This window comes from Thioclava sp. GXIMD4215, from assembly GCF_045291555.1.
Taxonomy (GTDB): Bacteria; Pseudomonadota; Alphaproteobacteria; order Rhodobacterales; family Rhodobacteraceae; genus Thioclava; species Thioclava litoralis.
The window spans coordinates 2803331-2828275 of the sequence record NZ_CP149515.1; the positions used below are offsets into that span (position 1 = coordinate 2803331).

Sequence of the window (24945 nt, forward strand, 5' to 3'; positions counted from 1 at the left end):
GTGCTGCGATGCAGAAATTCTATGATTTTCCCGAATTCGTCGAGTTGACCCCGACGGCCAGAGTTGAGAAATCGCGGCACGGCTGGCGGGCAAAATGCCTGCAGCGCCTGATCCGGCTTGATCTGCCGGTGCCGCCGACGGTTGCGCTGCCGGTTGAAACGGTGAAGGCGATTGCCACGGGGCAGATGCCCTATCTGGCGCCCTTGACCAATGTTTTCGGGCAGGATTTCCTGATTTCCGTACGCTCCAGCCCCGAAAACCCCGAATGGGGCGGGCCGGGGACGGTGCTGAATGTGGGCATGAATGACGCCATGCATCAGCGTCTTTGTGCCAGCCACGGGCAGGAGGCGGCGGATGCGCTCTATCTGAATTTCGTGCAAGGCTATGCGATCCATGTCGCGCGGCTTGACCCCGACATGTTCTCGGCCGAGGCGGGCGACGGGGCGCTGGAACAGGCGCTTGCCGCATTTGCCGAAGAAATGGATGACGATTTCCCGCAAGATCCGTTGCTGCAACTGCGCGAGGTTCTGCGCTCTATGGCGCGGGCGTGGGAAGGCACAACGGCGCGGCTTCTGCGGCAGGCCAAAGGCGCGCCCGCCGAGGCGACGCTGGGGCTTGTGCTGCAGGAGATGGCACTGGGCATCGGTCCCGGCCTGTCGGGGTCGGGGACGATCCAGTTTGTTGAAAGTGTCACCGGTCAACCGCAGATTACGGGGCGGTTCCGTGGCCAGTCGCAGGGGCGGACCAATGCGGTGGACACCCATTATCTGACCAGCGACCCGCGTGGCGCGGCACTGGAGGATGTGGCCCCCGATGTGTTTGCCCAGCTTTGCAGCTATAGCCCCGTCTGCCGGACCCGCCTGCGCGAGGAGATGCAGATCGAGTTCACCATCGAGAGCGGGCGGATCGCGGTGATTGATGCGGTGCGGGTGCAACGCTCGGCCCGCGCGGCGGTGCGGATCGCCGTGGCTTTGGCCGAGGACGGGGTGATCCCGCGCGACGAGGCGCTGTTGCGGGTGGAACCGCGTGCCCTGACCGAGCTCTTGCACTATCAGGTGGACCCGCGCGCGCCCCGCGATGTGATCGCCAGGGGAATCGCGGCCTCGCCGGGGGCGGCGACGGGCAAGATCGTGTTCTCGGCCTCGGCGGCGCAGGCGGCGGCGGCGCGGGACGAACCCTGCATTCTGGTGCGCCGCGAGACCCAGCCCGAGGATATCCGCGGCATGCATGCGGCCAATGCGGTGCTGACCGAACGGGGCGGCATGACCAGCCATGCGGCGGTGATTGCGCGCGGTCTGGGGCTGCCTTGCATCGTGGGCTGCAATTCCATCACGCTCAATTCGCGCGACCGTAGTTTCACCGGCCCCAAGGGGCGGGTGTTCCGCGAGGGCGATATCATCACGGTCGATGGCTCCAGCGGTGAAGTGCTGCTGGGCGAGGCCGAGATGCTGGAACCCGCGCTGGATGACGGGTTCCGCACGCTTCTGCGTTGGGCGGATAATGTGCGCGACATCGGTATCCGCGCCAATGCCGACACGCCCGATGATGCCCGCACGGCGCGTAACTTCGAGGCGGACGGGATCGGGCTGTGCCGGACCGAACATATGTTCTTCGATGAAGACCGGCTGACCGTGATGCGCGAGATGATTTTCGTGGACAGCCCCGAGGATCGCGCGGCCGTGCTGGAACGTCTGCTGCCGATGCAGCGCAACGATTTCATCGCGCTGTTCGACATTATGGCGGGGGCGCCGGTCTGTATCCGGCTGTTCGACCCGCCTTTGCATGAATTCCTGCCGCATGACCGCGAAGGTCTGCGCGAACTGGCCGAGGCCGTGGGGCGTCCGCTTTCGGAGGTCACGCGGCGCTGCGAGGCGCTGAACGAGTTTAATCCGATGCTTGGCATGCGGGGGGTGCGCCTTGGGGTGACCCTGCCCGAAATCTACGACATGCAGGCCCGCGCCATTTTCGAGGCGGTGATCGAGGCGGGGCGGCGCGGGTCGGTTATCGTGCCCGAGATCATGATCCCGCTGGTTTCGGCCTCGCGCGAGGTCGAGCTGGTGAAGACGCGGATCGATGCGGTGGCAGCGGCTGTCCGCACCCAGCAGAAGGCGCAGTTTTCCTACCGTCTGGGCGTTATGATGGAGACCCCGCGGGCGGCGCTGCGCGCGGGCGAGATTGCCGAACATGCCGAGTTCATGTCCTTCGGGACGAACGACCTGACCCAGATGACCTATGGCTTGTCGCGCGATGATGCGGGGCGCTTCATGTCGACTTATGTCAATCAGCGCGTCTTTGCCGAGGACCCGTTCCATATTCTCGACATCGAAGGGGTGGGCGAGCTGCTGCTGATCGGGGCAGGGCGGGGGCGTGCGACGCGGCGCGATATCACGATTTCGGTCTGTGGCGAACATGGCGGAAACCCCGAATCGATTGCCTTCTGTCGGGCTGCGGGCTTCGATTATGTGTCCTGTTCACCATTTCGTGTGCCGGTGGCGCGGCTTGCTGCGGCGCATTTTGCGCTCTTGGCTCCGAAACAGCAACAATGATGGCTCTCCGTTTCGTGACCTTAAAACTTGATGTAAATCAGTCAGTTTTCAGGATTCCGCGAAACTTGATAACGTCAAGGTTACGTTAAGGTAGGCGGATTTTCGCCATTTATTTGACGGAAATGCTGGGAAAATCATCTGGTTGTAGATTTTTAACGATTTAGGATGTACCTCCGCCGGGTCGTGATGGGCCCGGGTCCGTCAGGGCGTGTAACCACTGCGAGACGGACTCATGACGAAACTGGTCGGTAAGATTGTTGCGATTTTTGCCCTGACGCTTTGTGCTGGCTTGGGCTCTGCGCAGGCGGAAGTGACCGTCAGTGGTTCCAATGATCCGACAATCGATATCGACGCGCCGCTGGCCTCGATGCTCTCGGGCGAGCGCGACACTCTGGGCAGGTTCTCGGCCTCGCAGATTTCCAAGATGCTCACCCCGCCGGAAGGTGCGACCCCGCCCGAGCTGACCGCCGCATGGCTGGCGGCACAGCCGGTTGCCAAAGGGGGCGACCAGTTCGACTGTCTGGCGCAGGTGATCTATCATGAAGCGCGGGGCGAAAGTCTGGCGGGGCAGCAGGCCGTGGCCGAGGTAGTGCTCAACCGTGTCGATGACCCCGCCTTCCCGAATACCGTCTGTGGCGTGGTGCATCAGGGCGGCAAGCGCTCGTGCCAGTTCAGCTGGACCTGCGATGGCAAGACGGATGCCATTGCCAACCGCGCCAGCTATGCCCGCGTGGCAAAGGTGGCCCGTGCGATGATGGATGGTGCGCCGCGCAGCCTTACCCAAGGGGCGACCTATTTCCACACCCCCGCCGTGCGCCCGTCCTGGTCGAAGCGTTTTGTGAAAACCACGCGTGTCGGGGCGCATATTTTCTACCGCAAGCCGGTGCGCACCGCATCGAACTGAGGCATAAGCGCGTGATGGTGTCGTTTCTCGCCGGCATCTGACGTTTCGGGGTGGGCAATGGCCCGCCCTTTTTCTATTTTCCGCGCCATCCGCAGCCTGAAAGAACCGACATGTCCAGCGATATCGCCCAAGCTTTTGCTCACCCCGAAGAGCGTTCTATCGCCTCGGCTCCGGCGGATCCCCGCGACCGGATCAGCCTGCGCGACCATATCGTGACAGCCGATATCGGGGCCTTCCAGCAGGAGCGCGGGCATGGCCAGCGGCTGCAGTTCAATATCGTGGTCGAGGTGCGGCCGGTGACGGCGCCGCTGGAGGATGATGTGGACCGCATCCTGTCTTATGACCGGATCACCGAGGCCGTGGCCGCCGAGCTTGCCGCCGAGCGTCTGAACCTGCTGGAAACGCTGGCCGAGCGCGTGGCCGAGCGTATTCTGGCCGCCCCTCAAGCGATGCGGGTCTTCGTGCGGATCGAGAAGCTCGACCGTGGTCCGGGGGCTCTGGGTGTGGAAATCGTCCGCTCGCGGGCGTCGGTGCCGGTGCAGGCGGAAGGCGAGGCCGTGCATCCCGTGCTGGCCTATCTGTCCAATGACGTCATTCAGGCCCCCGATCTTGCCGCACGGCTTGATGCGCTGGAGGCGGGGGCAAAGGCTGTGGTTCTAGTGGTTGGTCTGCCCGAGGCCACGCCGCCCCAATCGGCGCAAAAGCCCACCCAGCGCCGGATTGACCTGCTGGCCATCGAGCAGAACGCCTGGGTTCTGGCGGGGCGCGATGCGCGCTGTGTGGTTGTGTCGTCGCGCACCGAGCTTGATTGGGCGATGAAACACGGCAAGACGGTCGTCTGGGCGCCCTCGAAGATTGTGCTGGATGCGGTGGACGGGCCCAAGGGGGCTGCGCATGATGCGGTGGCGCTTGCCGTCTGGCTGGCCGAACAGCTGGTGGCCGAGCGGTTGGAACTTCACGGAAATATTGCAGCGCCGGCAGGTTCCCGCGTGAAGGTTCTGACCCACGCCTGAGCGCCGCGCAAAGACGGCTTGCCAAATCGCGGCACATGCGGTGAATGGAGGCCATGGAAAAGCTCTATTATCGCCCGATCCCGCGCACGGATCTTGCCCGCCCCGACACCGCCCTCCGGCTTGCCGGTGGCTGGTGCTGGTTTGATGAAGTCGAGGTTCTGCGCCGTGGATTGCCGCCCGAGGTGATCCCCGCGCAGCATTGCCCCGAAGAGGTTCTGGAACGGCTGACCGCCAAGCGCCGGATGATCGGGTCGATGAACCTCGAGGTGCCGCGGGTGATGGGCATCCTGAATGCCACGCCCGACAGTTTCTCGGATGGCGGCGATTATTTCGATATGCATGCGGCGATGGAACGCGCCGAAGCGATGGTCGAAGAGGGTGTCGATATCTTTGACATCGGCGGCGAAAGCACCCGTCCGGGCGCCGAGACCGTGCCCGAGGATGAAGAGATCGAGCGCACCGTGCCGCTGATTCAGGAGCTGCGCGATATGTTCGACCTGCCGATCTCGATCGATACCCGCAAGGCGCTGGTGGCGGATGCGGCGGTCGAGGCGGGCGCCGATATGATCAACGATGTCTCGGCGATGGAATATGATCCGGGCATGGCGGAACTGGCGATGGTGTCGGGCCTGCCGATCTGTCTGATGCATGCCCAAGGCGACCCCGAGACCATGCAGGACAAGCCCGAATATGATGACGTGCTGCTGGATGTCTATGACCATCTCGAAGAACGAATTGCGCTGGCCGAGGCCGAGGGCATCGACCGCGCGGCGATCCTCTCGGATGTGGGGATCGGCTTTGGCAAGACGGTCGAACATAATCTGACACTTCTGCGCGGGCTGTCGCTGTTCCACAGCCTTGGCTGCCCGATCCTGCTGGGCGTCTCGCGCAAGCGCTTCATCGGCACCATCGCGGGGGTCGAGGCCGCCAAAGACCGCATGCCCGGTACTCTGGCTGTGACCCTTGCGGGCATCGCGCAAGGTGTGCAGATCCACCGCGTGCATGATGTGGCGGAAATCAAACAGGGGGTAAACCTCTGGGCGGCCCTGACCCTGGGCTGGGAGGACGAGAAATGAGCAGAAAACTTTTTGGCACCGATGGCGTGCGCGGCGAGGCCAATCAGGGCCATATGACCGCCGAGATGGCTTTGCGTCTGGGCGCGGCGGCGGGGCGCTATTTCCGCCGTGCAGGCACCAATGGCCATCGCGTGGTCATCGGCAAGGACACCCGCCTGTCGGGCTATATGTTTGAAAACGCGCTGACCGCCGGTCTGACCTCGACGGGGATGAATGTGCTGCTGCTCGGGCCGGTGCCGACGCCGGCTGTGGGCTATCTGACGCGGTCCATGCGCGCCGATCTTGGGATCATGATCTCGGCCAGCCATAACCCCGCCAAGGATAACGGGATCAAGTTCTTCGGGCCGGACGGGTTCAAACTGTCCGATGAGGCCGAGATGGAGATCGAGGCCATGCTGGAGGGCGAGATCCGTCTGGCGGTGCCCGATAATATCGGTCGTGCCAAGCGTATTGATGACGGTCTTGGGCGCTATGTCGAATATGCCAAGACGACCTTTCCTGCGCGCGACCGTATGTCGGGGCTGAAGGTTGTGGTCGATTGCGCGAATGGGGCCGCCTATAAGGCCGCGCCGCAGGTGCTGTGGGAGCTGGGCTGCGAGGTGATCCCCGTGGGTGTCTCGCCCAATGGCTATAATATCAACGATAGGGTCGGCTCGACCCATACCGAGACCTGCGCCGAAGCGGTGGTGGCTCATGGCGCCGATCTGGGCATCTCTCTGGATGGGGACGCCGATCGCGTGATGATCATCGACGAGACGGGCCGCGTGGCCGATGGTGACCAGATCATGGCGCTTTTTGCCCATCGCTGGGCCGAAAAGGGCATTCTGCGCGGCGGGGCCTTGGTGGCCACGGTGATGTCGAACCTCGGTCTCGAGCGCTTTCTGCAAGGGCACGGCATCGGGCTTGAGCGGACCAAAGTGGGCGACCGCTATGTGGTCGAACGTATGCGCGCGGGTGGTTTCAACTTGGGGGGCGAGCAATCGGGCCATATCGTGATGACCGATTACGCCACCACCGGCGACGGGCTGATGGCGGGGCTGCAATTCCTGCTGGCGATGGCCGAGACGGGCAAGCGCGCTTCGGATCTGGTGCGCCAGTTTGACACGGTGCCGCAGCTTCTGAAGAATGTGCGCTATCAGGCAGGGCAGGAGCCCTTGAATGACGCTCGGGTGCAGAAGGTGATTGCCGAGGCCGAATCCCGTCTGGCGGGGCAGGGTCGGCTGCTGATCCGTAAATCGGGGACCGAACCTCTGATCCGCGTGATGGCGGAATGCGAGGATGACAAGGTGCTGGAGGCCTGCGTGGATGCGGTGGTCGAGGCCGTGACAGTGGCCGCAGGCTGAGGGCAGGAAAAGCTTCGGGCGGCGTGCGGGCCGCCCTTCGGCATGAAGGCCGGTTTCAGATGGCCTGCGTCTGAGCGGATTGCAGGCGCGCTTTCAGCCCTGCCGGATAGAGCGAAGGCTGGTTCGGGCCATCCAGCCCGTCCAGCGCGAACCAGTCGGCGTGACAGGCTGTGCCGCTGTCTTCGTAAAAGGTAAAGCCGCCCGTTGCGGGCAATCTCTCTACGGGCAGATCCACCGGAAACAGGATCAACAGCTCGTGGCCCTGCATCCCTTCGTGGTGATAGAGATTTTCCATGAAAAGCGGCGGCCCGATAATTGTTGCGGTCACACCCAGCTCTTCGCGAAACTCGCGCATCAACGCGCTTTCGGCGGTTTCGCCAAATTCGACGGTGCCCCCCAACGGGCGCACCCCCTTTAGCGTCCCATCATCGTTGAAGACACAGGCCGCCAGAAGCCGCCCCTCGCGCCAATGCAGGCCAAGGGTCTTTATGCGGATGGTCTGGGCAGGGCGCCAATATGTCATACGGGCAGACTATCAACGATGTCCGGGCGGGGCAATGCGCGCAGAACGGGCGGGCGTCCTCACCGTCTGCTTATGGCTGTGGCGACCAAAGGCCCTGCCGCGCCTGAGGCGGTTTTCATGCGCTCAGGCAAAGCGGCGGGCACCGGCGACGCAGAGCACGGTCAGGCCCGTGCAGGCCAGCATCGGCCAGACAACCGGTTCCCGCAGGAAGAGCGCCGCCAGCAGGAGGCCGAAGAAAGGTTGCAGAAGCTGTAGCTGCCCGACGCGGGCAATCCCTCCGAGGGCCAATCCGCGATACCAGAAGACAAACCCCACCAGCATGCTGAATATGGCCACATAGCCCAACCCTGCCCATGCCGCAGGCGAGACCCCGCGCAATCCGGCGGCAGGCCATGTGGCGGTGGCCAGCAGGCCCGTCACGGGGGCGGCCAGCACCAGCGCCCATGAGATGACCTGCCAGCCGCCCAGACGGCGCGACAGGCTTGCCCCCTTGGCATAGCCCAGTCCGCAGATCAGGATTGCCGCGCACATCAGCAGATCGCCGCGCAGGGCACCGCTTGCGCTATGTGTCAGGGCAAAGCCGGACACGCTTGCCGCCCCTGCCAGCGAAAACAGCCAGAAACGGGGGCGCGGGCGCTCGCCTTCCAGCAGCACGGCAAAAAGCGCGGTGGCCAGTGGTAAAAGCCCGATGAATACCGCTGATCTGGCAGCGGTGATCGATTGCAACGCCAAGGCCGATAGCAGGGGAAACCCCACGACAACCCCGAGGGCCACCACGGCCAGCCCTACCAGATCGCGTGCCGCAGGGCGTTTCTGGCGCAGGACCGTCAGGCAGACAAGGGCCAGCGCCGCCGCGATCAACGCACGGATTGCCGTCAGGAAAAGCGGCGAGAAATCCGCCACGGCCAGTCGTGTGGCCGGTAGCGAGCCGCTAAAGATCAGCATGCCCAGACAGCCGCTGCCCCACCCTTTGTTCCAGCCCCGAAGTCTTTGATCCATAGCTTGGTCTCCTTTTGGGCTGGGTAATGCCTGTCCGGCGATATAGACAGGCACAGTCCAGTACAATTCTGTCAAACTGTACTGGATCAGCAGGGCATACAGTTTGAAGGAGCATCCTATGGCGGGCACCAAGACCGAGCGCCTTATCGAGGCCCTGCGCGACAGGATCGCGACGCGTGCCTTGGGGCCGGGGGACCGTATGCCCTCGATCCGCCGGTTTGCCGAACAGATGAAGGTCTCGCCGTCAACCGTGGTCGAGGCCTATGACCGTCTCGCGGCAGAAGGGGTGATCCGTGCTCGGCGCGGGGCGGGGTTTTACGTGGCCGAAAGCCCGCCCGCACTGAGGACGCTGGGCACGGCCACAACGCCCAAGGCGCGCGCTGTCGATCCGTTCTGGGTGTCGCGCCAGTCGATGGATGCGCGGGCCGGCAGCTTGCAACCGGGCTGTGGCTGGCTGCCCGAGGACTGGATGCCGCATGAGGCACTGCGGCGGGGCTTGCGCCAGCTTGCCAAGGCCGAGACGACGGTGCTGACCAATTACGCCACTGCGCGCGGCTCTCCGGCATTACGGCGCTGCCTGCTGGGCCGCTTTGCGGCAGAGAACCTGCAGGCGACGCCAGATCAACTGATGCTGACGGGATCGGCGTCGCAGGCTATGGACCTGATCTGCCGGTTGCTGCTGCGTCCGGGGGATACGGTGCTGGTGGATGATCCGGGATATTTCAACTTCCGTGCCCTTTTGCGGGCCCATCAGGTGGAGGTGCTCGGCGTGCCCTATACGCGGGACGGGCCCGACCTTGTGGCTTTCGAGGCGGCGCTGGCCCATGCGCCGCGCCTGTATCTGACCAATTCCGCGCTGCATAATCCTACAGGGGCCACGCTTGCCCCGACGGTGGCCCATCGCGTGCTGGGGTTGGCTGCGGCGCATGATCTGACCATCGTCGAGGACGACACCTTTGTGGATCTTGATCCCGACCCGACACCGCGCCTTGCCGTTCTGGACGGGTTGGAGCGGGTGCTGAGGATTGGCGGCTTTTCCAAGACGCTTTCGGCCTCGATGCGCTGCGGCTATATCGCGGGGCGCGCGGACTGGATCGAGGCGTTGGTCGATTTGCAGGTGGCCACCAGCTTTGGCGGGCCAAGCCCTGTGACCACAGAGCTTCTGTCCAGCGTGCTGGCAGGGGGCGGGTATCGCAGATATATTGCCGATCTGCATCACCGCCTGAATGGGGCCCGTAAAACCGCTGTATCGCGGCTGGCCGGATTGGGGATCACCCCTTGGGTTCTGCCGCGCGGCGGGTTCTACCTGTGGTGCCGTTTTCCCGACGGCATCGATACGGGCGATTTTGCCCAAGGCGCGATGCAGAAAAACCTGATGCTGGCACCGGGCAATGTGTTCAGCCCATCGCATTCGGCCAGCCGTTTCATGCGGTTCAATGTGACGCAGATGCAGGACCTGCAGATCTACGAGGTCATGCGGGAGGTGCTGGGGTGACGGGGGGCTCGCCTTTGGGGGGATCGATCCGGGCCAGCCATGCGCGCAACGCCTCGTCCATCGCAGCCCGCAGGGGCGGCGGGAGATCGTTGATCAGGCGGTGCTGGTTGGCCACATGCTCGGTCACCACCTGATCGATCAGCCGGAAGCCCATATCGGTCAGCGCCACAACCGAGCCGCGCCCGTCCTCGGGGTTGCTGCGCCGCTCGATCAGCCCGCCGGCTTCCAGCCGGTCCAGCCGGTTGGTCATCGTGCCCGAGGTCACCATCGTCCAGGAAATCAATGCCGAAGGGCTCAGCGCATAGGGCGGCCCCGCGCGGCGCAATGTTGCCAGAACATCAAAGCTCGCCGCCGTCAGGTCATGCTGTCTGAACAGCTGTGCCATCTCTTGGGACAGGTGATCGGTCAGCCGTTTGAGCCTGCCGAAGATCCCCATCGGCCCGACATCAAGATCGGGGCGCTCTTGGTGCCACTGGGCGAGAATAGTGTCGACTTGATCCATAAAACAGCGGATAGGCGGTTTTTATCTTGACGTCAAGTTTCTCTCATTTATCTCGACATCAAGATAGATGGAGAAACCAATGTCCGCCAAGACCGATATGCTGCTAACCGCCCTTGCGCCGGTGATCTGGGGCAGCACCTATATTGTCACCACCGGGCTTTTGCCCGCAGGCTATCCGCTCACCGATGCCGCTTTGCGCGCGCTGCCTGCGGGGCTTTTGCTGATGGCGCTGACCCGGCAATGGCCCCCAAGGCGCTGGCTCGGGCGCCTGCTGATCTTGGGGGCGTTGAACTTTGCGCTGTTCTGGGGCGCGCTGTTTGTGGCGGCCTATCGCCTGCCGGGCGGGGTGGCCGCCACATTGGGGGCGGTGCAGCCGTTGATCGTGCTGGTTCTGGCCCGCTTTATCCTGCAGGTTCCGCTCTCGCAGCGCGGAATTCTTGCCGCGCTGACAGGATTGGGGGGCGTGGGCCTTCTGGTGCTGGGGCCGGGGGCGGATTTTGATCCGGTCGGAATGGGCGCGGCCTTGCTGGGAGCTGTCTCTATGGCCGCGGGGGTGGTGCTGACGCGCAAATGGCACCCCGACGTGTCGGCGCTGACCTTCACCTCGTGGCAACTGACGGCCGGGGGGATATTGCTGCTGCCCTTCGCCCTTCTGGCCGAGCCCGCGCTTCCCGCGCTCGGGGCGGGGGCGATTGCGGGCTTTCTCTGGTTGAGCCTTGCAGGGGCGGCGCTAAGCTACTTTTTCTGGTTTCGCGGGATCGAACGCCTGGGGCCTGCGGCGGTAACGGGGCTGGGCTTTCTCAGCCCGCTCACGGCGGTCTTGCTGGGCTGGCAGCTGCGGCAGGAAACGCTGTCAGCGGCGCAATGGGCGGGGGCGTGTGTGGTGCTGCTCAGCGTCTGGTTGGGAACCCGCCCTGCGACAGGGGCACGGCGTGGCGCGGGTCTGTCCCGTTCCTGAACGGCACAGAGGCGTGGCAGGCGTCATGCCGCGTCTTCCCTGCTTCAAAAAACAAACGGCTACCGGAAGCAATCCGGTAGCCGTTGGAATTCAGGCGGAAGGGCCTCATTTACAGTTGGGCGGCCACGTCTTCCGGCACGTCGAAATTGGCGGTGACGTTTTGCACGTCATCATCGTCTTCCAGCGTGTCGATCAGCTTCATCAGCTTCTGCGCGGTCTCGAGATTGACCTCGGTGCGGTTTTGCGGCTTCCAGATCAGCTTGGCTTCTTTTGCCTCGCCCAGCTCCTTTTCCAGCGCGTCGGTCACCGTGGACAGATCTTCCATCGGGCAGTAGATCCAGTGGCCTTCCTCATCGGATTCCACATCTTCCGCACCCGCTTCGATGGCCGCCATCATGACGGTATCGGCATCGCCTACGGAGGCGTCATAGATGATCTCGCCGAGGCGGTCGAACATGAAGCTCACCGAGCCGCTGGTGCCGAGATTGCCGCCGCATTTGGTGAAGGTCGAACGCACGTTCGAGGCGGTGCGGTTGAGGTTGTCGGTCAGCGCCTCGACGATCACCGCGATCCCCTCGGGGCCGTAGCCTTCATAGCGGATCTCGGTATATTCATCGCCGTCACCCACCTGCGATTTCTTGATCGCGCGGTCGATCACGTCCTTCGGCATCGATTGCGACTTGGCCGCTTTTACCGCCAGACGCAGACGCGGGTTTTTCTCGGGATCAGGGTCGCCCATCTTTGCGGCCACGGTGATCTCTTTCGAAAGCTTCGAAAACATTTTCGAGCGGATGGCATCCTGCTTGCCTTTACGGTGCTGGATGTTTGCCCATTTTGAATGGCCTGCCATGAGCCGTCTTCTCCGTCAGATGTTCATATAATTTGGCGCTGATATAGGACAGACAGCGCCCAATCTGCAAGATGCCGCGCGAAAACGCTTAGTGCAGCGCCATTGGCGGGTCGACATTGTCGCCTGTGGTGTCGCGCAGCGAGGGGGTGTGGAAGGTCCAGGTGCGGCCCGCGCCATTGGATAGGACCACCGTGGATTGCGTCTGCAAGATCGCCGAGGCTGCGGGCACAAGCGGGTGGCTCTCGATCCGGACCTCGTAGTGCAACGGGTTGGAACAGTTGGACAATGTTCCCGAATGCGCGCCACCCATAGTCACGCGGCACACCTCGCCGTTGAAAAAGCTTACCGCAAGCTGTTCGCCATGCAGCGTGACGCCTTGCGGGTTGGCCTTCCAGCCGGTTTGGGCACAGGCGGCGAGGCCGAGAGCCAGCCCCAGACCAATCAGATATTTCATGGGACGTTCTCCCGAAGTGAATCAAAGCGGCCAGATCAAAGGAATAATCAGGCAAGCGGTCAGGCCGGTGACAATATCCAGCGGAATCCCCAGACGCAGGAAGTCGTTGAAACGGTAGCCACCCGGCCCGTAGACCATCATATGGGTCTGATAGCCGATCGGCGTCGCAAAAGCCACCGATGCCGAAAACATTACCGCGATGGCGAAGGGGCGGGGGTCATAGCCCAACGAATGGGCCAAGCTGATGGCGATCGGGGCATAGATCACGGCCACGGCGTTGTTGGACAGGAATTCCGTCATCACCAGCCCGATGAAATACACCGCCATCAGGGTGGCGAAGGGCGGCAGATGGGTCAGCCAGGGCGAGATATAATCGACCAGCAGTTTCACCGATCCCGAAGCCTCAAGCGCGTCACCCACGATCAGCATCGAGAAGATCATGGCCAGAAGGCGCCCGTCGACAAAGGTGAAGGCTTCATCGGCATCAATGCATTTGCTGACCAGAATGATGGCTACGGCTACGCCCGCCAGCACCAGAATCGGGGCGATGTCAAAGGCGGCCAGCCCGACAACGCCCAGCAGCGCCCCGATCGCCAGCGGCATATGGCTGCGGCGATAGGCTTTGGCGGTGGGCTTGGAGACATCCACCAGATCCATATCCGAGGCCAGACGCGCAATGTCTTCCGGCGCGCCTTCCAGAAGCAGCGTGTCGCCCACGACAACCACCAGATCATCCAGCTGGCGCCCGATATTCTGGTTGCGACGGTGGGCGGCCAGAACATAGACCCCGTAGCGGCGGCGCAGGCGCAGCTCGCCCAAGGACCGCCCGATCATCCGGCAACCGGGCGAAATCAGCACCTCGACGGTTTCGGTCTGTACCGAACTCAGCTTGTCGATCATCCGCAGATCGGGGTTTTTCTGCATGCCCAGCAGCTCGGTCATCTCGGTGCGCAAGACCACGCGGTCGCCCTGTTCCAGAACGGCATTGGGCAGATCGCGGCGCAGCGAGGCATCGCCGCGCAGCACATCCACCACGCGCACGCCCTCGCGTTTGAAGGCATCCACCTCCAGAACCGGCGTGCCCAGAAGCGAGCTGTCCTCGGGGATGGCCACCTCGGTGAAATATTTCATCTTCGGGCGCTGGCCCAGCAGGAAGGCCATCGACTGGCGCTCGGGCAGCAGGAATCTGGTGGTCAGCGCCATGAAGAGCGAGCCTGCCACAAGCACCGCGATCCCGACCGGCAGAATCTCCAGCACGCCGAAAGGCTCCAGCCCGCTGCGCCGCGCGACCCCGTCAACGAGGATGTTTGTCGAGGTGCCCAGAAGCGTCAGCATGCCGCCCATGACGGTGAAGTAACTGAGCGGCAACAGGAATTTCGAGGGCGACTTGCCCAGTTTGCGCGCCACCTGAATGAAGACGGGGATCATCACCGCCACGACGGGGGTGTTGTTCATCACCCCGGATGCGACGGCGGTGATGGCAAACATCAGCCCGACCGTGAAGACGGGGCGCTTCGAGATATGGGTCTCGGCATAGCGGGTCATCGCATCCAGCGCGCCTGTGCGCACCAGCGCGCCCATGATCAGGAACATGAAGGCAATGGTCCAAGGTGCCGAGTTCGACAGGCTTTCGGTGGCCTGTTTCACGGGCTCGAAGCCAAAGATGACCATCAGCGCCGCACCCGCAATCGCGATCACCTCGGGCGGGCGCGTTTCGCGGATGAACATGACGAACATCCAGACCACGATCAGCAGCGGCAAAATGGCCCGCACCGTATCGGAAAGCGGCAGATCGATCATCATGACCCCAAGAATTTTTCAAGCGTCTTCGGGCGGATACTAATCAGCACGGGACGCGGCACAAGCAGAGTTTGAAAATCAGGAGCCTTTCCGCCGCAACGGAGCAAAAGGCAACCGGATCCGCTCAAATCGGCGTCTGTTCGGGAAGACGTCCGCCCACCCGCACCGGCTGGCAACGTTTGGCCAGCCCCGTGCGGTCATCGGTTTCGACGAAGAACCCCGAAAGGGAGGCCTCGCCCTTGGCAGGGGTGAATCGGTCCCGTGCCATGCCGGTGATGAAGCGGCGCATGGGCTCGGCTTTTTCCATGCCGATCACCGAGTTGTAATCGCCGCACATACCCGCATCGGTCAGATAGGCGGTGCCTGCGGGCAGGATCATGGCATCGGCGGTGGGCACATGGGTATGGGTGCCCACAACCATGCTGGCCTTGCCATCGCAGAAATGCCCCATCGCCATCTTCTCCGAGGTCGCCTCGCAATGGACATCCAGCAAGATCGCCTGTGCCTGACCGCCCAGAGGATAGGATTTCAGCACCTTTTCGACTGCGGAGAAGGGGTCGTCGAAGGGGCGCTTCATGAAGACCTGTCCCAGCACCTGCGCCACAAGGATCTTGCGGCCACGACGATCCTCAAACAGCCGCGCTCCTGCACCGGGGGCATCCTTGGCGAAATTGAGCGGGCGGATCACCCGTTTTTCCTGCGCGATGAACGGCATCATGTCCTTCTGGTCGAAGGCATGATCGCCCAGCGTCACCACATCGGCACCCGCATTCAGCAAAAGCTTGGCATGATCCGCCGAGAGCCCCATCCCGTTCGAGGAATTCTCGCCGTTGACCACGACAAAATCCAGCTTCCACGCCTCGCGCAGACCCGCAAGACGCTCGCTGATTGCCGTGCGCCCCGCGCGGCCCATTACATCGCCAAGAAAGAGTATTTTCATGGGGTCCTGCCTTAGGGGGTCGGGCGTGAAAGGGCAAATGTTTTCACCCGTTTCCCCCGATTTTTGGCGTTACGGCGCCTCGGAGCGGGTGGGGAAAGGACTGAAAACGCCGGTTTCGGTCACCATCAGGTCCAGCGGCTGGTCGGTGGCCTCGACGGGAACCCGCGCCATTTCCTGCGCGGCAAAGGCGAAACCGATCGCCGTGACGGGGCCGCGCTGGCGCAGGCCCTCAAGGGTACGGTCGTAAAACCCGCCGCCATACCCCAGCCGGAAGCCGTGGCGGTCGAAAGCCAGAAGCGGCACCACGACCACCTGCGGGCAGACCGTCGCCGTAGCGGCGGGAATGGCCGCGCCGAATGCGCCGGGGATCATCTCGGCTTCCGCCGACCACGGTCGGAAGGACAGCGGTCGGGCCTCGGCTTCGACCACGGGCAGGCAGAGAGGGCCGTCATAGCGCAGCAGGGCAGGGCGGGGGTCAAGCTCGGTGCGGATCGGCATGTATCCCGCCACGATCTGACCCGCATAGCGGCGCAGGACCTCGCTCAGGCGGGCATTGGCCTGCAGCGCCAGCCCCTGCGTGGCGAAGGCGGCCTTGCGGGCGACGAAGGCGGCTTTGCGCGCGGCCTGCTTGTCCTCGCCCGAGCTCATAAAAGCATAGTCCCCGCAAGGCCCAGAAAGGCGAAAAACCCCACGACATCGGTGACGGTCGTCACGAAGGTCCCCGAGGCCAGTGCAGGGTCGGCCCCGAGTTTCTCCAGCGCCAGCGGCACCAGAATGCCGGCAACCGCCGCCACCACCAGATTGATGACCATCGCAATGGCAATCACCGCGCCAAGCGTGGCCCCGTCAAACCAGACCCATGCGACGATCCCCATGACAAGCGCGAAGGCCAGCCCGTTGAGCAACCCCACAATGGTTTCCCGCCTGACCACACGCCAGACGTTGCTATCGGTCAGGCTTTTGGTTGCCAGCGCCCGCACGGCCACGGTCAGTGTCTGCGTGCCCGCATTGCCCCCCATTGAAGCGACAATCGGCATCAGCACCGCCAAGGCGACGATTTTCTGAATCGTGCCTTCAAAGACCGAGATCACCAGCGAGGCCAGAATGGCGGTCAGCAGGTTCACCATCAGCCACGGCAACCGCTGGCGCAGGGTTTCCAGAACGGTGTCGGAAAGCGAGGATTCATCCCCCACACCCGCCAGACGCAGGATGTCTTCCTCGTGTTCCTCATCCAGCACGGACATGGCGTCGTCGATGGTGATCACGCCGACAAGGCGGTCATTCTCGTCGACCACGGGGCAGGAGATCAGGTGGTACTGGTTGAAGGCATAGGCCACATCCCCTTCCTCCTGATAGACGGAGATCGTGCGGAACTCTTCCTCGGCAATATCCCTGAGGCCGGAATCGCGCGGCGCCGACAGAATGCGCCCCAGCGTGACATTGGCCAGCGGGTGATGTGCGGGGTCCACCAGAATGACGTGGTAGAACTGGTCCGGCAACCATTCCGACGAGCGCAGATAGTCGATGGTCTCGCCCACGGTCCAATGCTCGGGGGCGGTGACCACCTCGCGCTGCATCAGACGACCGGCAGAATATTCGGGATAGGTCAGCGATTTCTCGACCGCGATCCGGTCACGGTCATCGAGGATATCGAGAATCGCTTCCTGCTGCGGTTCTTCGAGATCCTCGATCAGGTCGACCACGTCATCGGAATCAAGCTCGCGGACTGCCTCGGCCAGAACCTCGGGCTCGAGGCTCGACAGCACTTCCTCGCGGATCGATTCGTCGATCTCGGTCAGGATCTCCCCGTCGATCTCGCGGCCCCAGAGGCGCAGGATCCCGCGGCGTTCATTCCCCGAGATCTGTTCGAGAAGGTCAGCGATATCTGCGGCGTGCAAAGGCTCCAGTAGGCGTTTGAGCGCCTCTGCGTCCTCGTCTTCCACGGCCTGCAGGATCGTCTCGACCAGCTCGCCATCCAGCCGGTAATCCTGCTCTTCGCGCTCTTGGTCCTCGATCAGATCTTCTGCCATCCGGCCCCCTTGGATTTTATTGGCCCGCAACTCGGTATTCAAACTAGCCTATCCGCTGGGCGGGCAGAAGAGGCTGGTATCCCGTTTTCGCTCATGCCTAAGATGGTGCGTCTTTTGCGAGCGGAAAGGAATGGTGATGGTCGATCTTCTGTTGGGACAGGTGATCCGTTTTTGTGACATCCCCATGACAGATCAGGCGTTCGGGATGGAGCATTTGACCCAAGGTGCCGTCGTTGTAAAGGACGGTCGGATCGCGGCAGTCGGCCCTGCCGAAGATGTGAAGCGCGCCTGGCCGCAGGCGCGCCTGCACGATTACGGGGACAAACTGATTTCGGCAGGGTTCATCGACGCCCATGTGCATTTTCCGCAAACCGCGATCATTGCCAGCTGGGGAAAGCGGCTGATCGACTGGCTCAACGCCTATACCTTTCCGGAGGAAATGCGACTGGCCGATCCGCTCTATGCCAAGACGATTGCCGAGACCTATATGGATCTGGCGCTGGCCAATGGCACGACAAGCATGTGCAGCTTCTGTACCGTCCATCCGGCAAGCGTCGACGCTTTTTTCGCGGCGGCACAAAGGCGTGGTCTGCGCGCGATGGGCGGTAAGACCTGTATGGACCGCAACGCCCCCGAGGGGCTGCGCGACAGCGCCCAATCGGCCTATGATGACAGCAAGGCGCTTTTGCGCAAATGGCATGGGGTGGACCGGCTGTCTTATGTGATCACCCCGCGGTTCTCGCCCACATCCACGCCAGACCAGCTGCGCGCTCTGGGGGATCTATGGGCCGAACATCCCGACTGCCTGATGCAGACCCATCTTTCCGAGCAGACCGACGAGATCGCCTGGGTCAGATCGCTTTTCCCGCAGGCCCGCGATTATCTCGACACTTACGAGGCCTTTGGGCTATTGGGCGAAAACGGTCTCTATGGCCATGCGATCCATCTGGAGCCGCGCGAGATCGACAGGTTGTCCGAGCTGAATGCCGGGATCGCCCATTGCCCGACCTCGAATACCTTCATCGGCTCGGGGCTGTTCGATATGGCGGGCATGGTGGACCGCACCCGCGTAGGTCTTGCGACCGACACGGGCGGCGGGTCGAGCTTTTCCATGCTACGCACGATGGCTGCAGCCTACGAGATCGGCCAGCTGCGGGGAACGCCGCTGCATCCGGCATTCCTGTGGTGGCTGGCGACCCAAGGCTCCGCGCGCAGTTTGAAGATCGATGATCGTGTGGGGAATATCGCTGTTGGGCTGGAGGCGGACCTGATCGTGGTGGATCTGGCCTCCACCCCCGCCATCCGTCAACGCATGTCCCGCGCGGACAGCTTCACGGAAGCCCTTTTCGCCACCATCATGATGGGCGACGACCGCGCCATCGCATCTGTCTGGGTGAACGGGGAAAAGCACCACTAACGCCGCTTAATGTGTGTAATTTGAAGCATATTCTTACCTTATCAAATTAACGGGTTTGCACTCGCAGCTTCACCTTGCTTGCGAACTTCAGATCCTCTGAAGCGCATAAGCGTTAAGTGCGACAAGGTCGTTTTCAGCCCAAAGCGTGTCGGCCTGAACATGAGGGCGGAGATGTGTTCGCGCGGCCTTGCGAGAAATGCGCTGGTTCTTCGGGGGGGATCGTGGGAAGAAGCAGGCGCTCGCCTTTGGGTGGAGTCCGGCCTTGGAGGATGACATGGACCAGACCGTTCTTTTTATCATCGCGGCGCTGATCGTGGGCATGTCGAAAGGCGGTCTGGCATCGGCTGCGGCGATCGCTGTGCCTTTGCTGGCTTTGTTCATGAATCCCGTGACCGCCGCTGCGACGCTTCTGCCGGTCTATATCGTGACCGACTGGATCGGGGTCTGGCTGTTCCGGAAAGAGTTTTCGGGTCGCAACCTGCTGATCTTCACGCCTGCCCTGCTGTTCGGGGTGGGGGTGGCAACCTTTATCACCCCATATACGCCCGAGCCTGTCCTGCTGCTGTTTACCGGAGGCATCGGGCTTTGGTTCTGTTTGCGCGCATGGTGCGGGCGCGGTGGCACAAAGGTCACGCAGCCTGCGCTTTTGCCCGGGCTTTTCTGGGGCACTCTGACAGGGATCGCAAGCTTCATCACCCATTCCGGCTCGCCGCCCGCGCAGGCCTATCTTTTGCCCCAGCGCCTGCCAAAGCTGAAATTTGCGGGCACCATCGCGATTTCCTTCGCGATTGGCAATCTGGCGAAGCTTCCGGCCTATTTTGCGATCGGACAGCTTGACGGGCTGAACTGGGGCCTGATTGCCGCATTGGCCGCCACCGGTATTCTGGGGACGTTTATCGGGCGCTGGCTGACGGTCAAACTGTCGGATACGCATTATGTCCGGGTGATACAGGGGATGTTGTTCCTGCTTTCGGTTATTTTGCTGGCGAAAGGCATAATGACGCTGATCGGCGGTCAGGCCTTGCTTTCGTAACTGTTACAGACATGTCATAGAGCAGCCCTAAGAGAGCCCTGCGCACGTGACGCGCCACAGACTTACTGCCCGAAAGGTTGCTATGACCCGTATCGTCCAATCGCTTGCCGAGATTTCTGCCTCCTATGATGCGCTGTTCTGCGATCTGTGGGGGTGTTTGCATAATGGCGTGACGGCCTATCCTGCGGCTGTCGCAGCCCTGCAGGCGTTTCGTGCCAAAGGCGGACGGGTCGTCTTGCTGACCAATGCGCCGCGTCCGGCGGAATTCGTGAAAGAACGCTTTGCCAGGATGGCGATCCCCGACGATGCGTGGGATCTGATTGTCAGCTCGGGGGATGCCGCGCAGGATGCGATGTTTGCCGGTGCCGTAGGGCGCAAGATCTGGCATCTGGGGCCGGAGAAAGACAACGGGTTCTTCACGTCCATTCCCGCCGAATGGGAAGGCCGTGCCAAGATCGAACGCGTGTCTTTCGAAGAAGCCGAGGGCATTGTGTGTACGGGGCCTTTCGACGAAGAGACCGAAACCCCCGAGGATTACCGCGCGACGTTTCTGGCCGCCAAGACCCGCGGGCTGAAGATGCTTTGCGCCAATCCCGATCTGGTGGTGGATATGGGCGACAAGCGGATTTACTGCGCGGGTGCGCTGGCCGAGCTTTATGAGGACATGGGGGGCGATGCGATCTATTGCGGCAAGCCCCATCCGCCGATCTACGATCTGGCTCGCCGCAAGCTGAGCGCGTCCTTCGGTCTGCCGGAGGATGGCCGCATTCTGGCAATCGGGGACGGGATCCTGACCGATGTCGCGGGGGCGGCGGGCGAGGGGCTTGATTGCCTTTTCGTGACCGGTGGTCTGGCCGCCGAGGCTTTCGGGCCGGATGTGGAGGCCCCCGATTCCGACAAGCTGGAGCCGTGGCTGGATGACCAGCAGCAGGCACCGCTTTATGCGATTGGAAGACTTCGCTAACCAGTTGAATCGAATTTTAGTGATTTGAGCGCCCCTTGGAACGTAGTGTTTCAGGGGGCGTTTTGCTATGCAGAGTTCGGATTGAAACAATCTTTCGCACAAGAATATTATCATTTGGTAGTATTTGGTAATATATTATTGCTATAACGATTGATATTGGCGCGGGGGTGCGCTATGCTGCGATGCAACATAACCAGTTTGGAAAGGCCACGCGGATGACGCTGATGAAGGAAATCGAAGGCTCCACGATCTTCATCGAAGATCTTCAGGAAGGCATGTCGCGCCAGCTGGTGAAGACGGTGACCGACCGTGACATCGAGCTTTTTGCCGAAGTCTCGACGGACCGGAACCCTGTGCATGTCGATGACGATTACGCCCGTACCACGATGTTCAAGGGCCGGATCGCCCACGGCATCCTGTCCGCTGGTCTGATTTCGGCCGTGATTGGCGAACAGCTTCCGGGGCATGGTGCGATCTATCTTAAACAATCGCTGACTTTCATGGCGCCGGTGCGTCCGGGGGATGAAGTTTGTGCAACTGTCCGCGTGGCGGCGATTGATCGGGTTAAGCGGCGTGTCACACTTGCAACCCAATGCACGGTGGGCGATACGGTTGTTCTGAAGGGCGAGGCCGTGGTGCTGGCTCCGTCGCGGGATATCTCGCGCGGCTGAGGCAGACCCGTTCTCGCGGGAATGCGGGAACGGACGGCTTTATGCGAGTTTACGACCACTGGCAGATTCCTCCGGAGGCGCGCGGCGCCTCCATTGCCATGGGCAATTTCGATGGTGTGCATCTGGGGCACCGCTCTGTGATCGATCTGGCGCGTCGTGACGGCGTGCCTTTGGGGGTTGTGACATTCGAACCCCACCCGCGCGAGTTTTTCCGCCCCGAAGATCCGCCTTTCCGTCTGATGAATGCCGAAGCTCGCCGCAACCGGCTGGAAAAGCTGGGCGTCGACAGTCTTTATGCGCTTCCGTTCGATGCGCAGCTGGCGTCGATGGAGCCGGAACCCTTTGCCCGCGATGTGCTGGCAGAGGGGCTTGGCGTGTCCAATGTGACGGTCGGGCGCGATTTCCGCTTTGGCCGCAAGCGGGCAGGCGGGGTAGAGGAGCTGGCGCTCTTTGGCCAGAGATTCGGGTTTGACGTGACTGTGGCGCCGCTTCTGGAAGTGGAGGGGGTGCATGTGTCCTCCACCGCGATCCGCAATGCGCTGTCCGAGGGCCAGCCGGAACTTGCAGCCGCCATGCTGGGCCACCTGCACCGGATCGAAGGGGCGGTCATTCATGGCGAGAAACGCGGGCGCGAGTTGGGCTTTCCCACGGCCAATATGTCGGTGGACGGGCTGCATCTGCCGAAACTCGGCGTCTATGCGGTGAAGGTCGATGTGATGACCGGTCCGCAGAAGGGCAGCTATATGGGCGCGGCCAGCCTTGGGGTGCGACCGATGTTCGGGGTCAATACGCCCAATCTTGAAACCTATCTGCTGGATTTCAAGGGCGATCTTTACGGCCAGCATCTATCGATCGCGCTGGTCGAGTATCTGCGCCCCGAACTGGCCTTTACCGGCATCCCCGACCTGATCACGCAGATGGATCGTGATGTCGAACGCACCCGCGAGATCTTGACCGCCTGAGCCAAGAGACGCATTGCCTTTCCCAGCCAAATGATGAGTCTCCTTCTATGTCCAAGCTACGCAAGAAATTCTGGGAACTGCCGCTCGGGGATCTGAATGCCTCGGAATGGGAGGCGCTGTGCGACGGGTGCGGCAAGTGCTGCCTCAACAAGCTGGAATTCGTTGATACCAACGAAGTCGAGTTTACCCGCGTTGCCTGCCGTCTGCTGGATGGGCAGACCTGCCGCTGTGCGCAATACGAGATCCGGCACCATTTCGTGCCCGAATGCGTGCGTCTGACGCCGGAGTCGATCGAGCAGATCGCCTACTGGATGCCGCGCACCTGCGCCTATCGGTTGCGGTTTGAAGACAAGCCGCTGGAAAGCTGGCACTATCTTCTTTCCGGATCGAAAGAGACGGTGCATGAGGCGGGCCAGTCCGTGCGTGGCTGGACCGTGCCGGAATACGAGGTGCCGGAAGAAGACTGGGAAGATTATGTGATCGAGGATCTTTCATGAATTTCGGCTCCGACAACACTTCGGCGGTGGCTCCTCGCATTATGGAGGCCATTCAGGCCGCCAATGAAGGCCATGCGCGCCCCTATGGCGGCGATGCCCTGACGCCGGTTGTCGAAGCCCGTATCCGCGATATTTTCGAGGCCCCCGAGGCGCGTGTTTTTCTGGTAACCTCCGGCACGGCGGCCAATGCCCTGTCCTGCGCGCTTCTGACCCGACCGTGGGAGGCGATTTTCTGCCATCGCAACGCCCATATCGAGGAAGACGAATGCGGCGCGCCGGAATTTTTCACCGATGGGGCCAAGCTGGTTCTGGTGGAGGGCGAGGATGCCAAGATGGAACCGCAGGCGCTTCGGGACAAGATCCGCCATACGGGGGCGGCAATCCATAATATCAAGCGCGGTATGGTCTCGATCACCAATGCGACCGAATTCGGCACTGTTTACACGGTGGACGAGGTCAAGGCGCTGTGTGATGTGGCCCGCGAATTCGATCTGCCGGTGCATATGGATGGGGCGCGCTTTGCCAATGCGGTGGTGCGTCTGGGCTGTAGCCCTGCTGATCTGACATGGAAGGCGGGGGTGGATGTGCTCTCGTTCGGTGGCACCAAGAACGGCTGTATGGGGGTCGAGGCGGTGGTGGTTTTCGACCCCGCCCGGGCGCAGGAATTCGAGATCCGGCGCAAGCGTTCGGGGCAGTTGATGTCCAAACACCGCTATCTGGCGGCGCAGATGATGGCCTATCTTTACGGCGATCTGTGGCTGTTGCTGGCACGTCAGGCCAACGCAATGGCGCGCAAGCTGGCGGATGGTCTGGCAAGCCTGCCCGAGGTGCGGATGCTGCATCCCACGCAGGCCAATGCGGTTTTTGTGGCCATGCCGCGCCATTTGCACCAGAAGCTCCACGATCACGGTGCCTATTACTATTTCTGGCCCTTCGATCAGGATTTGGAAGGCGATGCGGAAGAGGTGCTTTCGGCGCGGCTGGTATGTTCGTGGTCGACCACGACGCCCGAGATCGAGACCTTTCTGGGGCTTCTGGGCTGGGTTGCGCCTGCCAGATCGCTGCCCAAAGCGCCGCGCAGCCTAGCGCCGCAGGAGGCCGAGCCCGATCCCGCCCAGCACGAGGGCTCCCGCTAGCCAGAAGCGCGGGCCGGGCAGTTCGGCCAGAAACACCGCGCCGCCCAATGCGGCGATCAGCGGCACGCTCAACTGCGCGAGAGCCGCCTGCGTCGCGGGGATCTGCGGCAGCACTCGATACCACAGCGCATAGCCTAACCCCGATGTTATCGCCCCCGACGCCAGTGTGGCCCAAAGCCCGTAGGAGGCCCCCGCCATCGGGCTGCCGGCCCCGAGCCACCAGAGCAGCGCAAGAGGCGTGGCAAGGGCGAAGTTGAACGCCGTGGCCGTCAGCGCATCGCGTGCCTTTGCCCCGTTCAGCGAATACAGCCCCCAGCCCATGCCTGCCGCCATCATCCATGCCAGTCCGGTCATGTCGATACGCAGATCACCTTGCGGCCACAGCAAAACCGCCAGCCCCGCGAGCGCCATGCCTGCCCCCAGCCAGCGTAGCGGGGGGATGTGTGTCTTGCGGAAGACCGCGGCCCCGAACATGGTGATCTGCACGGTGCCGAACAGCGTCAGCGCGCCCACACCGGCATCCAGCCGTCCGGAGGCGCGTGAAAAGCCCCAGATATACAGAAACAGGGTTGCCACACCCAAAGCCAGCATGGCAGGCGGGGGCGGATGGCGTAGGCGCATCCCGCTGAGCAGGCATAGCACCACCGCCCCCGCCCCAAGCCGTAGCACCCCGACAAGCGCCGGATCCCAGCCCGCCCCGAACACGGCCATCCGGTTCAGCACCGAATTGGCCGCAAAAGCGATCATCACAAGGCAGGTGGTCAGAAACAGGCGCATCCCGTCACTCTGCCGGTCCTAAGCCAGCTTGGCAAATGCGACTTTCGGGCAATGA

The 24945-nt window shown here is 62.5% G+C and carries 24 protein-coding genes; 14 read left to right on the forward strand and 10 right to left on the reverse strand.

What is annotated here, in order from left to right:
• The first annotated feature begins 8 nt into the window (after window positions 1-8).
• The 5 genes from WDB86_RS14030 (at window position 9) to glmM (ending at window position 6882) form a co-directional block, all read left to right on the forward strand.
• Complete coding sequence (locus WDB86_RS14030) at window positions 9-2546, forward strand: putative PEP-binding protein (RefSeq protein ID WP_406736200.1); 2538 nt, start codon at window positions 9-11, stop codon at window positions 2544-2546.
• Between the two features lie 232 nt (window positions 2547-2778).
• Window positions 2779-3450 (forward strand): cell wall hydrolase, encoded by a 672-nt coding sequence (locus tag WDB86_RS14035; protein WP_339107890.1) that lies wholly within the window; start codon window positions 2779-2781, stop codon window positions 3448-3450.
• A gap of 110 nt (window positions 3451-3560) precedes the next feature.
• Window positions 3561-4463, forward strand: a complete 903-nt coding sequence (locus WDB86_RS14040; RefSeq protein ID WP_339107889.1) for a dihydroneopterin aldolase — start codon at window positions 3561-3563, stop codon at window positions 4461-4463.
• 53 nt (window positions 4464-4516) lie between these two features.
• A complete protein-coding gene (gene folP / locus WDB86_RS14045; RefSeq protein ID WP_406736201.1) occupies window positions 4517-5539 on the forward strand; it encodes a dihydropteroate synthase in 1023 nt (340 codons plus the stop codon).
• Complete coding sequence (gene glmM / locus WDB86_RS14050; protein WP_339107887.1) at window positions 5536-6882, forward strand: phosphoglucosamine mutase; 1347 nt, start codon at window positions 5536-5538, stop codon at window positions 6880-6882. The genes folP and glmM overlap by 4 nt, the downstream gene beginning before the upstream one ends.
• A 55-nt stretch (window positions 6883-6937) precedes the next feature.
• Here the strand turns inward: glmM and WDB86_RS14055 are convergent, their stop codons facing one another.
• Both WDB86_RS14055 and WDB86_RS14060 read right to left on the reverse strand, forming a co-directional pair.
• Complete coding sequence (locus WDB86_RS14055) at window positions 6938-7405, reverse strand: NUDIX hydrolase (protein WP_406736202.1); 468 nt, start codon at window positions 7403-7405, stop codon at window positions 6938-6940.
• A gap of 123 nt (window positions 7406-7528) precedes the next feature.
• Window positions 7529-8404, reverse strand: coding sequence for a DMT family transporter (locus WDB86_RS14060; protein ID WP_406736203.1), 876 nt, complete (start codon window positions 8402-8404; stop codon window positions 7529-7531).
• Window positions 8405-8522: 118 nt separating this feature from the next.
• Between WDB86_RS14060 and WDB86_RS14065 the strand changes: the two genes are divergently transcribed.
• A complete protein-coding gene (locus WDB86_RS14065; protein WP_406736204.1) occupies window positions 8523-9899 on the forward strand; it encodes a PLP-dependent aminotransferase family protein in 1377 nt (458 codons plus the stop codon).
• Here the strand turns inward: WDB86_RS14065 and WDB86_RS14070 are convergent.
• Window positions 9877-10401 carry a MarR family winged helix-turn-helix transcriptional regulator gene (locus tag WDB86_RS14070; RefSeq protein WP_406721124.1) on the reverse strand — a complete coding sequence of 175 codons (525 nt, stop codon included), beginning with the start codon at window positions 10399-10401 and terminating at the stop codon, window positions 9877-9879. The genes WDB86_RS14065 and WDB86_RS14070 overlap by 23 nt on opposite strands.
• A gap of 79 nt (window positions 10402-10480) precedes the next feature.
• On the opposite strand from WDB86_RS14070, the gene WDB86_RS14075 reads away from it, so the two are divergent.
• On the forward strand, window positions 10481-11359 hold the full coding sequence (locus WDB86_RS14075) for an EamA family transporter (RefSeq protein WP_406736205.1): 879 nt from the start codon (window positions 10481-10483) through the stop codon (window positions 11357-11359).
• 109 nt (window positions 11360-11468) lie between these two features.
• Here WDB86_RS14075 and WDB86_RS14080 read toward each other — a convergent pair whose 3' ends face one another.
• The 6 genes from WDB86_RS14080 to mgtE form a co-directional block, all read right to left on the reverse strand.
• Window positions 11469-12209 carry a YebC/PmpR family DNA-binding transcriptional regulator gene (locus WDB86_RS14080; protein ID WP_339107881.1) on the reverse strand — a complete coding sequence of 247 codons (741 nt, stop codon included), beginning with the start codon at window positions 12207-12209 and terminating at the stop codon, window positions 11469-11471.
• Window positions 12210-12297: 88 nt separating this feature from the next.
• The gene (locus WDB86_RS14085) at window positions 12298-12663 is read right to left on the reverse strand and encodes a hypothetical protein (RefSeq protein ID WP_339107880.1); all 366 of its coding nucleotides are present in this window, start codon (window positions 12661-12663) and stop codon (window positions 12298-12300) included.
• A 21-nt stretch (window positions 12664-12684) separates the two neighbouring features.
• A complete protein-coding gene (locus WDB86_RS14090) occupies window positions 12685-14463 on the reverse strand; it encodes an SLC13 family permease (protein WP_339109532.1) in 1779 nt (592 codons plus the stop codon).
• A gap of 124 nt (window positions 14464-14587) precedes the next feature.
• Window positions 14588-15403, reverse strand: coding sequence for a TIGR00282 family metallophosphoesterase (locus WDB86_RS14095; RefSeq protein WP_339107879.1), 816 nt, complete (start codon window positions 15401-15403; stop codon window positions 14588-14590).
• Between the two features lie 69 nt (window positions 15404-15472).
• A complete protein-coding gene (locus WDB86_RS14100; RefSeq protein ID WP_406736206.1) occupies window positions 15473-16051 on the reverse strand; it encodes a 5-formyltetrahydrofolate cyclo-ligase in 579 nt (192 codons plus the stop codon).
• On the reverse strand, window positions 16048-17433 hold the full coding sequence (mgtE, locus tag WDB86_RS14105) for a magnesium transporter (protein WP_339107877.1): 1386 nt from the start codon (window positions 17431-17433) through the stop codon (window positions 16048-16050). Before mgtE ends, WDB86_RS14100 begins: the two co-directional genes overlap by 4 nt.
• A 136-nt stretch (window positions 17434-17569) precedes the next feature.
• On the opposite strand from mgtE, the gene guaD reads away from it, so the two are divergent.
• From guaD to WDB86_RS14140, 7 genes are all read left to right on the forward strand, one after another.
• Complete coding sequence (gene guaD, locus WDB86_RS14110; RefSeq protein ID WP_406736207.1) at window positions 17570-18850, forward strand: guanine deaminase; 1281 nt, start codon at window positions 17570-17572, stop codon at window positions 18848-18850.
• A gap of 274 nt (window positions 18851-19124) precedes the next feature.
• Window positions 19125-19883: a sulfite exporter TauE/SafE family protein gene (locus WDB86_RS14115; RefSeq protein WP_339107875.1), complete on the forward strand. Its 759-nt coding sequence runs from the start codon at window positions 19125-19127 to the stop codon at window positions 19881-19883.
• An 82-nt stretch (window positions 19884-19965) separates the two neighbouring features.
• On the forward strand, window positions 19966-20847 hold the full coding sequence (locus WDB86_RS14120; protein WP_339107874.1) for a TIGR01459 family HAD-type hydrolase: 882 nt from the start codon (window positions 19966-19968) through the stop codon (window positions 20845-20847).
• 224 nt (window positions 20848-21071) lie between these two features.
• A complete protein-coding gene (locus WDB86_RS14125; RefSeq protein ID WP_339109531.1) occupies window positions 21072-21518 on the forward strand; it encodes a MaoC family dehydratase in 447 nt (148 codons plus the stop codon).
• Window positions 21519-21559: 41 nt separating this feature from the next.
• Window positions 21560-22480 carry a bifunctional riboflavin kinase/FAD synthetase gene (locus WDB86_RS14130; RefSeq protein ID WP_339107873.1) on the forward strand — a complete coding sequence of 307 codons (921 nt, stop codon included), beginning with the start codon at window positions 21560-21562 and terminating at the stop codon, window positions 22478-22480.
• Between the two features lie 47 nt (window positions 22481-22527).
• On the forward strand, window positions 22528-22977 hold the full coding sequence (locus tag WDB86_RS14135) for a YcgN family cysteine cluster protein (protein ID WP_339107872.1): 450 nt from the start codon (window positions 22528-22530) through the stop codon (window positions 22975-22977).
• The gene (locus tag WDB86_RS14140) at window positions 22974-24113 is read left to right on the forward strand and encodes a threonine aldolase family protein (RefSeq protein ID WP_406736208.1); all 1140 of its coding nucleotides are present in this window, start codon (window positions 22974-22976) and stop codon (window positions 24111-24113) included. The genes WDB86_RS14135 and WDB86_RS14140 overlap by 4 nt, the downstream gene beginning before the upstream one ends.
• Here the strand turns inward: WDB86_RS14140 and WDB86_RS14145 are convergent.
• Window positions 24060-24890, reverse strand: coding sequence for a DMT family transporter (locus WDB86_RS14145; protein ID WP_406736209.1), 831 nt, complete (start codon window positions 24888-24890; stop codon window positions 24060-24062). The genes WDB86_RS14140 and WDB86_RS14145 overlap by 54 nt on opposite strands.
• Window positions 24891-24945 lie beyond the last annotated feature (55 nt).